This window comes from Actinoallomurus iriomotensis (assembly GCF_030269445.1).
GTDB lineage: Bacteria > Actinomycetota > Actinomycetes > Streptosporangiales > Streptosporangiaceae > Actinoallomurus > Actinoallomurus iriomotensis.
On record NZ_BSTJ01000005.1, the window covers coordinates 64,183 to 77,721 of the forward strand.

14 protein-coding genes are annotated in these 13,539 nt (G+C 72.5%); 10 read left to right on the forward strand and 4 right to left on the reverse strand.

The annotated features are described in order from the left end of the window. Positions 1-27 precede the first annotated feature (27 nt). Complete coding sequence (locus QSK37_RS21080; protein ID WP_285623695.1) at positions 28-912, forward strand: phosphotransferase family protein; 885 nt, start codon at positions 28-30, stop codon at positions 910-912. Positions 913-923: 11 nt separating this feature from the next. Here the strand turns inward: QSK37_RS21080 and QSK37_RS21085 are convergent, their stop codons facing one another. Both QSK37_RS21085 and QSK37_RS21090 read right to left on the reverse strand, forming a co-directional pair. Continuing rightward, positions 924-1,610, reverse strand: coding sequence for a dienelactone hydrolase family protein (locus QSK37_RS21085; RefSeq protein ID WP_285623697.1), 687 nt, complete (start codon positions 1,608-1,610; stop codon positions 924-926). A gap of 128 nt (positions 1,611-1,738) precedes the next feature. Then, positions 1,739-2,656 carry an NmrA family NAD(P)-binding protein gene (locus QSK37_RS21090; protein WP_285623700.1) on the reverse strand — a complete coding sequence of 306 codons (918 nt, stop codon included), beginning with the start codon at positions 2,654-2,656 and terminating at the stop codon, positions 1,739-1,741. 264 nt (positions 2,657-2,920) lie between these two features. On the opposite strand from QSK37_RS21090, the gene QSK37_RS21095 reads away from it, so the two are divergent. The 5 genes from QSK37_RS21095 (at position 2,921) to QSK37_RS21110 (ending at position 9,617) form a co-directional block, all read left to right on the forward strand. After that, a complete protein-coding gene (locus QSK37_RS21095; RefSeq protein WP_285623703.1) occupies positions 2,921-4,564 on the forward strand; it encodes a beta-N-acetylhexosaminidase in 1,644 nt (547 codons plus the stop codon). A gap of 521 nt (positions 4,565-5,085) precedes the next feature. Next, positions 5,086-5,256: a DUF397 domain-containing protein gene (locus QSK37_RS51775; protein ID WP_432705582.1), complete on the forward strand. Its 171-nt coding sequence runs from the start codon at positions 5,086-5,088 to the stop codon at positions 5,254-5,256. A gap of 206 nt (positions 5,257-5,462) precedes the next feature. After that, positions 5,463-6,077, forward strand: coding sequence for a cardiolipin synthase ClsA (clsA, locus tag QSK37_RS21100; RefSeq protein ID WP_432705586.1), 615 nt, complete (start codon positions 5,463-5,465; stop codon positions 6,075-6,077). A 31-nt stretch (positions 6,078-6,108) separates the two neighbouring features. Continuing rightward, a complete protein-coding gene (locus tag QSK37_RS21105) occupies positions 6,109-8,607 on the forward strand; it encodes a mannose-1-phosphate guanyltransferase (protein ID WP_285576116.1) in 2,499 nt (832 codons plus the stop codon). Then, a complete protein-coding gene (locus QSK37_RS21110) occupies positions 8,604-9,617 on the forward strand; it encodes an alpha/beta fold hydrolase (protein WP_285623706.1) in 1,014 nt (337 codons plus the stop codon). The genes QSK37_RS21105 and QSK37_RS21110 overlap by 4 nt, the downstream gene beginning before the upstream one ends. A gap of 7 nt (positions 9,618-9,624) precedes the next feature. On the opposite strand, the gene QSK37_RS21115 is transcribed toward QSK37_RS21110, so the two are convergent. Then, positions 9,625-10,035 (reverse strand): hypothetical protein, encoded by a 411-nt coding sequence (locus QSK37_RS21115; protein ID WP_285623708.1) that lies wholly within the window; start codon positions 10,033-10,035, stop codon positions 9,625-9,627. A gap of 73 nt (positions 10,036-10,108) precedes the next feature. Further along, on the reverse strand, positions 10,109-10,666 hold the full coding sequence (locus QSK37_RS21120) for a 2'-5' RNA ligase family protein (protein ID WP_285623711.1): 558 nt from the start codon (positions 10,664-10,666) through the stop codon (positions 10,109-10,111). Positions 10,667-10,774: 108 nt separating this feature from the next. Between QSK37_RS21120 and QSK37_RS21125 the strand changes: the two genes are divergently transcribed. The 4 genes from QSK37_RS21125 (at position 10,775) to QSK37_RS21140 (ending at position 13,536) form a co-directional block, all read left to right on the forward strand. Next, a complete protein-coding gene (locus QSK37_RS21125) occupies positions 10,775-11,635 on the forward strand; it encodes a DUF881 domain-containing protein (protein WP_285623713.1) in 861 nt (286 codons plus the stop codon). Then, positions 11,632-11,964 carry a small basic family protein gene (locus tag QSK37_RS21130; protein ID WP_285576105.1) on the forward strand — a complete coding sequence of 111 codons (333 nt, stop codon included), beginning with the start codon at positions 11,632-11,634 and terminating at the stop codon, positions 11,962-11,964. The genes QSK37_RS21125 and QSK37_RS21130 overlap by 4 nt, the downstream gene beginning before the upstream one ends. Continuing rightward, positions 11,961-12,662, forward strand: coding sequence for a DUF881 domain-containing protein (locus QSK37_RS21135; protein ID WP_285623716.1), 702 nt, complete (start codon positions 11,961-11,963; stop codon positions 12,660-12,662). Before QSK37_RS21130 ends, QSK37_RS21135 begins: the two co-directional genes overlap by 4 nt. 322 nt (positions 12,663-12,984) lie before the next feature. After that, entirely contained in the window at positions 12,985-13,536 is a 552-nt protein-coding gene (locus tag QSK37_RS21140) for an FHA domain-containing protein (RefSeq protein WP_285576100.1), read from the forward strand. Positions 13,537-13,539 lie beyond the last annotated feature (3 nt).

Below are 13,539 nucleotides of genomic sequence, written 5' to 3' on the forward strand. Positions count from 1 at the left end.
CCCGGCCTTCTCGCCGCCGGCGGCTAGATGGCATCTCCGCATCCGCCGGAGACGGTGCTCGGCTGGGTACGCGACGTGGTCGGCGGGCGTATCTCCTCGATCCGCTCGATGGGCGTCGGCTCGACCACCCTGCACGCCATCGACGCCGGCGAGCCCCCGCGGCGGCTCGTCGTCCGCCGCTTCCACGACACCGGGCGGCTGCGCTCCGACCCCTGGTACGTCCCGGCCAACGAGGCGGCCGTGCTCGAACTGCTCGACGACACCGAGGTGCCCGCGCCGCGCCTGCTCGCCGCCGACCCGTACGGGCGGATCTGCGACGTTCCGGCGTTGCTGACCACGCGGGTGCCCGGCCGCCCCGCCGTACGGCCGTGGGACATGGCGGGCTTCCTCACCGCGATGGCACAGGCGATGGCACGTGTCCACGAGGTGCCGCTCGACACCGCGCTGCCCCCGTACGCCCCGTACCACGACCCCGCCGTACAGGGGGAGCGGCGCCCGCCGGAGTGGTCGGCCAGCCCCGATCTGTGGGAGCGCGTGTTCGCCGCCCTGGCGCAGGCCGCGCCGGAGACGCCGACGGGGTTCATCCACCGCGACTTCCATCCGGGCCAGACGGTGTGGTCCGGCGACCGGCTGACCGGCATCGTCGACTGGACCACCGGCAGCCACGGGCCGTACGGCATCGACCTGGCGCGGATGCGGCTCAACCTGGCGGCCGAGTACGGCGTGGAGGTGGCCGCGCAGTATCAGCAGATCTACCGGGAGGCGTCCGGCCGGGACCTGCGGCACCCGTACTGGGACCTCACCGACGCGGCCGACGCGATCATGGACATGCCGTTGCCGCGCACGCAGGAGGTCGCCGACCGCTACGGGCGCTTCGAGCACTGGGTCGCCATCGCGCTGTCGGAGCTCTGACGGCCCGGGCGTCAGCTCCCTACGACGTGCGCCACGGGCCGCAGGTGCAGCAGGAACCAGTCCCGGGCCAGCGACGACACCTGCTCCAGCGTCCCGGGCTCCTCGAACAGGTGCGACGCGTCCGGGACGATCTCCAGGCGTCCCTCGCCGGGCAGTTCGCGCAGCGCCCGCCGGTTGAGGTCGATGACGCCCGGGTCGTTTCCCCCGACGATCAGCAGCGTGGGCTGGCGGACCAGGTGCAGGTACTCCCCGGCGAGGTCCGGCCGTCCGCCGCGGGAGACGACCGCCTGGACGATCTCGGGCCGCTCCGCCGCCGCGACGAGCGCGGCCGCCGCGCCCGTGCTGGCGCCGAACAGCCCGATGCCCAGGCCCTCGGTGAGGGAGAACGCCGAGACCCAGTCGGCCAGCGCCGCGACACGCGCGGCGAGCATGCCGATCGCGAACCGGAGCTCGGCCGTCCAGGCGTCGCGCTGCTCCTCCGCCGGGGTGAGCAGGTCGACCAGGACGGTGGCCAGGCCCGCCTCCCGCAGCACGCCCGCCACGTGGCGGTTGCGGGGGCTGTGCCGGCTGCTGCCGCTGCCGTGCGCGAACAGCACCACCCCACGGGCCTGCGCCGGGACGGCGACCTCGGCCTCCAGGACGACGTCCGCGACCGGGATCTGGCGGCTCTCCTCGACGATCTTCATGTCCGGGTTCATGTCCGGGTTCATATTCGACCTCCGAACTCGCCGTGTCTACGACGCTACGCCTCGTCGCCGCCGACCCGTCATCCGCCTCGCGGCGGGCCGACCACCACCCGGCCAGGCCGGAGCCGTACCTGGCGGCCTCAGGCGTAGAGCGCGGCGTGCCGGGCGACGAACTCCTCGACGGTCGCGGCGGGCCGGCCGGTGACCAGCTCGACGGTGTGGGTGGCCCGGTCGTAGCGGTTCTCGCGGTGCAGGCGGGCCATGGTCACGATGTGCTGCTCGACGTGCGGCGGCAGGCCCGCGGGGCGGAGGACCCGCTCGATCCACTCCTCCAACGGGACGTCCTCGTACGTCACCGGGCGGCCCAGCGCGCGGGAGAACTCCCCGGCGACGCCGTTCATGTCCTGGGACCGCGGGCCGGTCAGCTCCAGGACCTGGCCCAGGTGGGGTTGCGGGTCCTCCAGCACGGCGGTGACGACCCGCGCGACGTCCTCGGCGGAGACCGGGGAGGTACGGCCGTCGCCGAACGGCAGCCGGAGCACGCCGTCCTCGGCCACCGAGCGCGCCACGAGCGTCGTGAACAGCGGGTTGTCCAGGAAGGCGGTGGGACGGACGTGCACGACCGGCAGGCCGGACCAGTTCAGCACCTGGTCGGACAGCCAGTGCAGCCGCTGCTGCCGCGACTCCTCGGTGCTGAACGCGTCCATCTGCGACACCGTCATCTGCGACATGGCCACGAGGGCGTCGAGGGAACCGAGCGCGCGCCCGACCGTGGCGACGGTGGCCGCCGCCTCCAGGTAGGCCGGCGACACGCTCAGACTGAAGAACATCCGGGAGACGCCGTCGAGGGCACGCGCCACGTCGGCGGGGTTCGTCAGGTCGCCGACGACCACGTCGGCGCCGACGCCGCGCAGCCGGGTGGCGCGCGGGTCGTCGTGGTGCGCCATCGCGCGCACCGGCCGGCCGTGCGCGGCGAGCGCCTCCACCACCGTGCGCCCCACGCCGCCGATCCCGCCCCCGGCGCCGGTGACCAGGATGAGTCCGGGTTCATCGGCCATGTCCGCCAGCGTACGCACCGCGCCCGCTCGCAGGGAGGAAGCGCGCAGGCGAGAGCGGGCCGGGCGGGCGTCGCCCCTGACATCGAACATTACCGATGGTTAGGATGGCCGATGAGAGCCGTCTTGACGTGATCGGAGAGTTTCCCTATCGTGCCTGGATTATAGGAAACCTTCCTAACAAACGTCGGCCGGACCGCCGCCGGACGAGGCGGGGTCCGGGCGCACGCGGCCCGCGCGGGCCGCCCGTTCTCAGCGGAGGTTCGCGTGGCAGGTCCACCACTGGCCCGGTCCGATCGTCCCGGCCGTGCCCTCGCCGGGCGCCGCGGACGCCGTGTCCTGGCCGCCGGGGCGACCGCCACGGCCCTCGCCTGCGTTCCCGGCGCTCCCGCGACCGCCCGGCCGTCCGCGGCCTCGCCGCAGGTCGCCGCGCCGCGGCTGGTCCCGGAGCCCTCGTCGGTGCGGACCGTCCCGGGAGTGACGTTCACCCTCACCCGCGCCACCCGGATCGTCGCGCGGCCCGGATCGGGCACGGCCGGCCCCTATCTCGCCGGCATCCTGCGCCGCTCCACGGGCTACCGCCTGCCGCTGGTCGCCGGTGGCGCCTCGCGCGGCGTCATCTCGCTGAGCCTGTCCGGCCGGGAGAAGGGTGAGGCCTACCGTCTCGACGTGACCAGGACGGCCGTACGTCTGGAGGCCGGCACCGCGGAGGGCCTGTTCCGCGGCGTGCAGACATTGCGCCAGCTCCTGCCGCCGTCCGTGGAGGCCGCGACCGTCCAGCGCGGTCCGTGGACGGTGCCCGGCGTGCGGGTCGAGGACTCCCCGCGGTTCGCCTGGCGCGGCACGATGCTCGACGTCGCCCGGCACTTCTTCACGGTGCGCCAGGTCGAGCGCTACATCGACCTGGCCGCGCTGTACAAGATCAACACCCTCCACCTGCACCTGAGCGACGACCAGGGCTGGCGTATCGCGATCAACGGCTGGCCGCGCCTGGCCACCTACGGCGGGAGCACCGAGGTCGGCGGCGGGAAGGGCGGCTACTACACGCAGGCCGACTACACCCAGATCGTCCGGTACGCCGCCGCGCGCTACGTCACGGTCATGCCGGAGATCGACGGCCCCGGCCACACCAACGCGGCCCTGGCCTCGTACGCCCGGCTCAACTGCGACGACAAGGCGCCGCCGCTCTACACCGGCACCGACGTCGGGTTCAGCTCCTGGTGCATCGGCAAGCCCGTGACGTACCAGCTGCTCGACGACGTGCTCGGCCAGCTCGCCCGGCTGACCCCCGGGCCGTACCTCCACATCGGCGGCGACGAGGCGCACAGCACGACGGCCGCCGACTACGCGACCTACATCGGCCGGATCGGCCCCATCGTCACCGGGCACGGCAAGAAGATGGTCGGCTGGAACGAGATCGGCGCGGGCAGGCTCCCGGCAGGGTCGGTCGCGCAGTACTGGAACACCGCCACGGGCTCGGAGAGCGGCACGCGGACCGCGCGCGAGGCCGTCGCCCAGGGCGCCAAGGTCGTGATGTCGCCGGCGAACCGCGCCTACCTCGACATGAAGTACGACGAGAACACCCGGCTGGGCCAGGACTGGGCCGGTCTCGTCGAGGTCCGGGACGCTTATGACTGGGACCCGGCCACGCTGGTCGACGGCGTGACCGAAAAGGACGTCCTCGGCGTCGAGGCCCCGCTGTGGTCGGAGACCCTCGTCACCGACGACGACATCGACTACATGGCGTTCCCGCGGCTGCCGGCCATCGCCGAGATCGGCTGGTCGCCGCAGGCGGCGCGGGCGTGGAGCGACTTCCGCGTGCGTCTCGCCGCGCAGGGTCCGCGCTGGTCGGCGCTGGCGGTGAACTACTACCGCTCGCCGCAGGTGCCCTGGCCGGTGTCCGCGTCGTGAGCCCCGCCACGCGAATCGCGAACATCCGTCCGCCCGAACCCCTTCCGCCGTCGTCGCACATGGAGTTACGTTCGAAGTGTTCCACCAGGTCAGCGGGTGTGCCGATCCTCTGTGGATCTCCAACGAATCGCACCGCCCAGCCCGTGTGGCCGGCGGAACGGCAAGAAGATGACGGTGTCCCGATCCGCCCCAGAAGGTCCGGCTCCGTCACCGGCCGGTCCTGACGCGCATCCGGGGGCCGGCGATACGGGCGCTGGACGCCGCGACGCCTCAGGCCGCGTGCGCCCGGCGCCCTCGGCGTGGCCGGCTAATCGGCGGCGGACGGGCTCTGGTCGACGTTATTGTGCGATTTGGCCGACAGGATCGATGAATCCGAATGCGCCCGGAATCTGGATAGCCGAAATGCACGTGCATAGGGCATGTGCAGGTTCTATGATGTCCGCAAATAAGATGTGGATGCGCCGGGCCGTGATCTGGGACCGCTTACGGTCCGTGACGGCGTCGGTCAAGAGGGGGCGGGGATGCGTCCTGTCGACAGCGACCCGCGGTCAGGTCTCTCCGATGCGGCGTGGCGAAAAAGCGGCCGGAGCAATCCGAGTGGAAACTGCGTCGAGGTGGCACGGGTCCCCGCGGGGGAGCGGGGCGGAGGCGAGACGGCGCGGTGCGGCCCGCCGACGCGGCCGGATCAATAACATGCGGCGCCTGGTCCGGGCCAGCGCCGCCTCCGTGGCTGGCCGATGCCGGACGGGCCGGGCCCGCGAAGGTCCGATCCGTTCCCGCGACCCGCGGTGGGCATGCCATATGTCCGGGCAGCGTGCGCCATCAATGGCCTGTTCCGGTTGTGCCCAGCACCACTTATTCGGCGCGCCAGTACCGACAGGTAAGGTCATGACCAGCGCTGGGGAGCGGGAGGTGGCCGTTGAACGACCGTCTGTGGACGTGGCCGAACGCATTGAGCTTGGCCCGTCTGCTCGGTGTCCCCATCTTCCTGTGGCTCGTGCTGGCCGAACAGGACTGGTGGGCCCTGGGCATCCTGGTGTTCGCCGGGCTCTCGGACTGGCTGGACGGCAAGCTCGCCCGGATGCTCGACCAGACCAGCCGGATCGGCACGATCCTGGATCCCGCGGCGGATCGTCTTTACATCTTCGCCACACTCATCGGCCTGGTCGTGCGCGACATCGTCCCGCTGTGGCTCGCGGTCGTGCTCGTCGCCCGCGAGCTCTACATGGGCATCCCCCTCTACGTGCTCAGGCGGCACGGCTACGCGGCGCTCCCGGTCCACTTCGTGGGCAAGGCCGCCACCCTCTGCCTGCTCTACGCCTTCCCGCTCCTGCTGCTGGGCGCCCACTCGGGCGCTTGGGCCACGGTCGCGAAGGTCGTCGGCTGGGCGTTCACGCTGTGGGGGACCGGCCTGTACTGGTGGGCGGCGGCCCTCTACACCGCCCAGACCCGGCAGCTCGTCCGGGTCGGCGTCAGCCACGGCGAACTGAAGGGAGCGGAACCCAGACCATGATCGGCGTACCCATCGCAAAGGAGTGGCTCCCGTGAAAGCGGTTGTGATGGCGGGTGGGGAAGGGACGCGGCTGCGGCCCATGACGGCCAACCAGCCGAAGCCACTGCTTCCGGTGGTCAACAAGCCGATCATGGAACACGTGCTGCGCCTGCTGAAGCGGCACGGCTTCACCGAGACCGTCGTGACGGTGCAGTTCCTCGCCGCGCTCGTGCGCAACTACTTCGGCGACGGCGAAGAGATCGGCATGAGCCTCAGCTACGCGACCGAGGAGATGCCGCTCGGCACCGCCGGCAGCGTCAAGAACGCCCAGGACGCCCTGCGCGACGAGCGCTTCCTGGTGATCTCCGGCGACGCGCTCACCGACATCGACCTGACCGACCTGGTGCGCTTCCACAAGGAGAACGGGGCGCTCGTCACCATCGCGCTCAAGCGGGTGCCCAACCCGCTGGAGTTCGGGATCATCATCATCGATGACGACGGCCGGGTGCAGCGGTTCCTGGAGAAGCCGACGTGGGGGCAGGTCTTCTCCGACACCGCCAACACCGGCATCTACGTCATGGAGCCCGAGGTCCTCGACCACGTCGCGGCGGGCGAGTCGGTCGACTGGTCGGGCGACGTGTTCCCCAAGCTCCTCGCCGAGGGCGCCCCGCTGTACGGCTACGTCGCCGACGGCTACTGGGAGGACGTCGGCACCCACGAGAGCTACCTCAAGGCCCAGGCCGACATGCTGTCGGGCAAGATCGACATCGAGCCCGACGGCTTCGAGGTCTCCCCGGGCGTCTGGGTCGCCGAAGGGGCGGAGGTCGACTCCGAGGCGGTGCTGAAGGGCCCGCTCTACATCGGCGACTACGCCAAGGTCGAGGCGGGCGCCGAGCTGCGGGAGTACACCGTGCTCGGCAGCAACGTCGTGGTCAAGGAGGGCGCGTTCCTGCACCGCGCCGTCGTGCACGACAACGTCTTCATCGGGCCGTCCACGAACCTCCGCGGCTGCGTCGTCGGCAAGAACACCGACGTCATGGCCGGCGCCCGCATCGAGGAGGGCGCGGTCATCGGCGACGAGTGCGTGATCGAGTCCGAGGCGTACGTCTCCAGTGACGTCAAGGTGTACCCGTTCAAGACGATCGAGGCCGGGGCGGTCGTCAACACGAGCGTCATCTGGGAGTCGCGTGGCCAGCGCACGCTGTTCGGCCCGCGCGGCGTCTCCGGCCTGATCAACGTGGAGATCACCCCGGAGCTCGCGGTACGGCTCGCCAGCGCGTACGCCACGACCCTGAAGAAGGGCGCCGGCGTCACCGCCTCACGCGACGCCTCACGTGCCGCCCGCACGCTCAACCGGGCCGTGCAGAGCGCGCTCACGGCCAGCGCGATCAACGTACGGGACCTGGAGGCGTGCCCGATCCCGGTCGCGCGGTACGAGACGGCGCGTGAGGACTGCGCCGGCGGCATCGTGATCCGCACGACGCCCGGCGACTCCCAGGGCGTCGACATCGTCTTCCTCGACGAGCACGGTGCCGACCTGTCCCAGGCGGCCCAGCGGAAGCTGGAGCGGGTGTTCGGGCGGCAGGAGTACCGCCGCGCGTTCCCCGGCGAGATCGCCGAGCTGACCTACCCCTCCCGCGTCGTGGAGACCTACGTCCGCGACCTGCAGCGCTGCATCGACATGCGCGGCGTCCGCGAGGCCGAGCTCAAGATCGTCATCGACTGCGCGGGCGGCACCGCGTCGCTCGTCCTGCCGCAGCTCCTCGGCCGCCTCGGCGTCGAGGTCCTCACCGTCAACAACCGGCTCGACGAGGTGTCGCCCACCGAGACCCTCGCCGAGCGCATGCGCGACCTGCAGCGCCTCGGCGAGCTCGTGTCGTCCTCCCGCGCGGCGTTCGGCGTGCGGTTCGACCCGGTCGGGGAGCGCATCACCCTCGTCAACGAGAACGGCGAGCTGATCAGCGACGACCGCGGCCTCCTCGTCGTGCTCGACCTGGTCGCCTCCGAGCGCCGGGCCGGCCGCGTCGCCCTCCCGGTCACCACGACGCGGGTCGCCGAGCAGGTGTGCCGCTTCCACGGCGTGCAGGTCGAGTGGACCTCCACCTCGCAGGACGTGCTGACCAAGGCCGCCGCCGCGGAGGACAACATCTTCGCCGGTGACGGGCGCGGAGGGTTCATCATCCCGGAGTTCAGCCCGACCGTGGACGGCATCGCCGCGTTCATCCGGATGCTCGGGCTGGTCGCCCGCACCCGCCTGACCCTGTCCCAGATCGACCACCGGATCCCCGAGGCGCACCTGCTCAAGCGGTCCGTGCCCACACCCTGGGCGGCCAAGGGCAGCGTGATGCGTCACGTCGTGGAGGCCGCCGGCACCCGGCGGGTCGACACCACCGACGGCGTACGCGTCATCGAGGACGACACGAGCTGGATCCTGGTGCTGCCGGACCCGGCGGAGGCCGTCACGCACCTGTGGGCCGAGGGCGCCGACCGGGACACCGCCCAGGACCTCCTGCAGGACTGGGCGCGCGTGGTCGAGAGCGCCGGTAGTTGATCAGCGCGGAAGAGACCGCCGGCGCACCGGCGGCCGGCACGCACGCCCCGCGGGGGCGGTCCCGTGCCCGGCGGTGGCTGCGGCGCCTGGCGGCGGCCGCCGCGGTGCTCGTCGTCGCCGTCACGGTCTTCTCGTTCGCCTACAACGCGGCGACGGCCGGCCGTGCGCGTCCCCCGGCCGGGCTGACGTACGTGCGGACCGGCGACCTGATGACCCGGTACCGCGTGTGGGGGAGCGGCGGCTCGCCGATCGTGCTCGTGCACGGCGCCGCGGAGTCCGCCGACACCTGGGCGCGTCTCGCGCCGTTCCTCGCCCGCGACCACCGCGTGTACGCCATCGACCTGGACGGCGCCGGCTACACGACCCGCCGCGGACCGTACACGGTGGACCACCAGACGCGGCAGCTGCTGGCGTTCCTGGACGCGATGCGGCTGGACCGCCCGGTGCTGGCCGGCCACTCGGCCGGCGCCGCGATCGTGGCCGAGGCGGTGCTGCGCGCTCCCACGCGTGCCGGCGGGCTGCTGCTCCTCGACGGCGACGCGCTGGCCGGTGGCGCCGGCCCTCCGTCGTTCGTCCACCACCTGGTCATCCCGCCGTACCGCACCACGCTCCTGCGGATGGTCGTGCGCTCGGACCGGCTGATTCGAACGATCTACTCCAGCCAGTGCGGGCCGGCGTGCCCGCGCCTGGACGCCGCCGGGCTCGACGTGTGGCGCCGTCCGTACGAGGTCGCCGGGGCGGAGGCGGGAGTCTGGGGCATGCTGCGGTACGGCGTCGCGGGCCTGCCGGCGAGCCGGCTGGGGCTGCTGCGCGGGGTGAACCTGCCCAAGGCGGTCGTGTACGGCGCGGAGGACCACGTCTTCAGCAAGACGTCGGCGGCCGACACGGCCCGGCGGATCGGAGCCCCGCCGCCCACCCTCATCCCGGGCGCTCGCCACCTGACCATGATCTCCTCGCCGGACCAGGTGGCCCGCGCCGTCGAGGCCCTCGCGGCGCCGCGCCGCCCCTGAGGGCCTCTCAGCGAGCGCGTACGCGGCGGAGGCGGCCGCTGACCAGGACCGGGCCCGCGTGCACGGTCACCCCGGCGAAGCCGCCCGCGGCCTCGGCCACCCAGTAGATGCCCTCGATGACGACCCCTGGGATTTGCCGCACCGCCGGCCTGAGCCCGCCGGTGGTGAACCCCGCGGTGACCGACGTCGTCCCGGCGGGGAGCTGACCCCAGGCGAGGGCCCAGGGCGCGCCGCCGCGCGGGCTGCGCCACGCCCCGCGCAGGACCGAGACCGACACGGGCGTGGCGACGCAGACGTCCGCCATGCGGGAGCCCTCGTACACCTCCAGGGCCGCCCGGTCGGCGGTGCTCCGGCCCACCCGGACCGTCCAGCCGCTGATCGGCAGCCGCAGGAGCGGAACCTCCCCCGTGTGTCCCATCGATGACCCCCACCGTCGGAGTGTGTCGGGGTCCAGTCCACCGGCGGGTCCTGGGGAACACGTGCGAACATGCTCAGAGTTCCCTGTGAGTTCGCCCCGGACGCGCGCCGTCTCCCAGCGGGAACCCGGCGACGGTGTGCCAGGAGTCCGCCTCCGGCGATCCCACGACGAGAGAGACCGCGTCGACGGAGGTCCGGATCGGCAGGTGCGCCGCGACGGCCTCGGCGGCCCGCTCCAGCAGGTGGCGGGGCGCGTCGTGCCCGATCGTCAGGTGCGGTGCCGAGTCGGGATGCGCGCCACCGTACGGGGGAGTCTCGGGGAACCGCTCCCAGATCGCCGCGGTGAGCGCCCGGAACGGTTCGGCGGGCTCGGGCGCCAGCCATACGACCGCGTCGCCGAACCAGCGGACGCTCCGCAGTGTCATCGCGAACCGCGGCACGCGGGCGACCGCGCCGGCGACACGGGCGAGCACCTCGTCGTCGATCCGGCCGGGCGGCAGGAACGGGTAGAGCACCGTGACGTGCGCGAGCACGCCCCAGGAGGCGGCGGTGTCGAGCGATGCCCGGTGCGGGCCGACCGCCTCATCGGCCTCGGGCACCGGTACGATCAGCGCGCTCTGCGTCGGGGGCATGACGGAAGTGTCCGGCGGCCTCGCGCACCCGTCCACCCGATACTCTTCGCGTCTCGCGTCGGCGGACCCCGGTCCGACCGGTGGCGCGACCTTGCCACAATAAGGCGGATGAGCGAACCGGGAGTGAAGAGGCGGTGGGACCGGCCGGACGCCTCCATGTCGCTGCTCGCCGACCTGCTGTCCGGTTCCGGCCTCGACCCCGGGTACGAGGAGGCCGCCGCGCGGCGGGCCGCCGCGGGTGGCGCCGGCCGGTCCGGGCGCGCCGGGCGGGCGTCGCGGCTGCTGGCCGCGACCCTGCTCCTCGGGCTGCTCGGCGCCATGGCGGTCATCCAGGTACGCCGGGGAGCGCCGGTCGCCGAACGCCAGCGCGACGCCCTGATCGCGCAGATCCGCCAGCGCACCGACGAGACCGCCTCCCTCCAGCGGCAGGCCGAAGCCCTGCAACGGCAGACCGAGAGCCTCCGCCGGTCGGCGCTGGCGAGCAGCGACGCCGGCCAGAACGCCCGCCAGTCGCTCGACCGGGCCGCCGGCCAGGCCGCGGCGGCGCCCGCCACCGGCACCGCGGCGGTCGTCACGGTGGACGACTCCCACACCGCGCGCGGCGCGACCGCCCAGCAGGACGGCCACATCTACGACCAGGACCTGCAGCGGCTCGTCAACGGGCTCTGGGCGGCCGGCGCGACGGCGATCGCCATCAACGGCCAGCGGATGACCGCCACGACCGCGATCCGCTCCGCCGGCGACGCCATCCTGGTCGACTACCAGCCGCTCTCACCCCCGTACGTCGTGACCGCCCTCGGCGACGGCCTGGACAAGACCTTCGCCGGTTCCGCGGCGGGCCGCGCCTTCCGTACCCTCAAGGCCACGTTCGGCATACGCTTCGACATTCGCCAGGAGGACGACGTGCGGCTCCCCGCGGCACCCGCCCCGCGCCTCCGCTACGCCCAGCCGGAGGAGACCCCCAAGTGATCGCCCTCATCGGCCTCGCGGCCGGAGTCGTGCTCGGCTTCGTCTTCCACCCCGGGGTGCCGCTGTGGCTGCAGCCGTACCTGCCGATCGCGATCGTGGCCGCGCTCGACGCCATGTTCGGCGGCCTGCGGGCCCGGCTCGACGGCGTTTTCGACGACAAGGTGTTCGTCGTGTCGTTCCTCAGCAACACGATCATCGCGGCGCTCATCGTGTTCTTCGGCGACCAGCTCGGCGTGGGCTCGCAGCTGTCCACGGGCGTCGTGGTCGTCCTCGGCATCCGCATCTTCTCCAACGTCGCCGCGATCCGGCGGAAGCTCTTCCAGGCATGAGCGAGCAGAGCGGCGAGAACGACGCCGGCGGGCGGAAGGGGTTGCTGCGCCCGCGCCTCAACCGCGGACAGCTGATCGTCGCGGTGCTGTGCGCGGTGCTCGGCTTCGCCGTCGCCGCCCAGGTGCGCTCCAACGACAAGGACACCAAGTTCGCCACCGCGCGCCAGGACGAGCTCGTCGGCATCCTCGGCGACCTGTCGCAGCGCTCGGACCGGCTGCGCTCCGACATCCGCGACCTGGACGCCACCAAGTCCGGACTCCAGCACGACGCCCAGGGGCAGGCCGCGCTCGAGGACGCCCGCCGCCGCGCCACGACGTACGGCATCCTCGCGGGCACGCTGCCCGCCACCGGCCCGGGGATCGAGCTGACCATCAACGACCCGCAGGGCCGGGTGCGCGCCGCCTCCCTCCTCGACACGCTGGAGGAGCTGCGCGACGCGGGCGCCGAGGTCGTCCAGGTCGGCGACGTACGCGTGGGCGTGAGCACCTACTTCACCGACCCGTCCGGGGGCGGGGTGATGGCCGACGGGCACCTGCTCACGCCGCCGTACCGGTTCCTGGTCATCGGCGACCCGCACACGCTCGCGACCGCGATGAACATCCCCGGGGGCGTCCTGCGGACGCTGCACAACAGCGGCGCCGACGGGGTGGTCGCACAGCGTGAGAAAATCACCGTTCAGGCGGTAAGATCACCGTAGGCGGTCGCCTGATCCACTACTTTCGGTAGCGAGAGGTACGCCTGGTTCTTCCCCCGGCGCGGCGGCATGGACCGGCGATCACTGCCGGCGGTAGCTTGAGGACAGACCACGCCTGTCGTGGTTGACCCCTCGGGCGTTGCCGCGTAAGTTGCGGCAACCGTCGTCGTGGCGGGTGAGGAACGAAACGGGCGTCATCGCCGACGGCGCTCGGAGGGGGATGGTGTGCTGGGCACCGAGCGGACCACGGTGCCGAGCGCTCGTCCTCCGCGCCGTACGGTGCCACTGGCACACCGAGGCCATAGGTAGGAGGCCGAGCCGATAAATGCCGAGCGTCTACTGCACGCAGTGTGGTCACGCCAACCCGGATGATGCGCGCTTCTGCTCGAACTGCGGCACGCCGCTGACGCGTAGCGTTCCTCCGCCGGTGATGGGCGAGCCGAACGACTCCACGTCGACGATATCGCTGGGCGCCGTCGACGTCGCGGAGCCGGACGCGGGCGACGAACTGCCCGCCGATCAGACCGGGGTCGAGGCCCTCCCGCCGAACACCGCGCTCCTCGTCGTCAAGCGAGGGCCGAACGCCGGGAGCCGCTTCCTTCTCGACAGCGACAGCACCACCGCGGGCCGTCACCCCGACAGCGACATCTTCCTCGACGACGTGACGGTGTCCCGCCGGCACGCCGAGTTCTACCGTCGCGGTCCTCAGTTCTCCGTGCGCGACGTGGGCAGCCTCAACGGCACCTACGTCAACCGCGAGCGGATCGACGAGGCGGGCCTGTCCGGCGGTGACGAGGTCCAGATCGGCAAGTTCCGGCTGGTGTTCCTCACCAACCCGCAGCATGCCGCCGACGGGCGGCATCCAGGAGGGCTGTGAGGG

Bases quoted from the DNA above. Each gene is read 5' to 3' on its own strand.
- QSK37_RS21080 (WP_285623695.1), top strand. From the start codon at position 28: ATGGCATCTCCGCATCCGCCGGAGACGGTGCTCGGCTGGGTACGCGAC.
- QSK37_RS21085 (WP_285623697.1), bottom strand. From the start codon at position 1,610: ATGAACCCGGACATGAAGATCGTCGAGGAGAGCCGCCAGATCCCGGTC.
- QSK37_RS21090 (WP_285623700.1), bottom strand. From the start codon at position 2,656: ATGGCCGATGAACCCGGACTCATCCTGGTCACCGGCGCCGGGGGCGGG.
- QSK37_RS51775 (WP_432705582.1), top strand. From the start codon at position 5,086: ATGCGTCCTGTCGACAGCGACCCGCGGTCAGGTCTCTCCGATGCGGCG.
- QSK37_RS21115 (WP_285623708.1), bottom strand. From the start codon at position 10,035: ATGGGACACACGGGGGAGGTTCCGCTCCTGCGGCTGCCGATCAGCGGC.
- QSK37_RS21120 (WP_285623711.1), bottom strand. From the start codon at position 10,666: ATGCCCCCGACGCAGAGCGCGCTGATCGTACCGGTGCCCGAGGCCGAT.
- QSK37_RS21125 (WP_285623713.1), top strand. From the start codon at position 10,775: ATGAGCGAACCGGGAGTGAAGAGGCGGTGGGACCGGCCGGACGCCTCC.
- QSK37_RS21135 (WP_285623716.1), top strand. From the start codon at position 11,961: ATGAGCGAGCAGAGCGGCGAGAACGACGCCGGCGGGCGGAAGGGGTTG.
- QSK37_RS21140 (WP_285576100.1), top strand. From the start codon at position 12,985: ATGCCGAGCGTCTACTGCACGCAGTGTGGTCACGCCAACCCGGATGAT.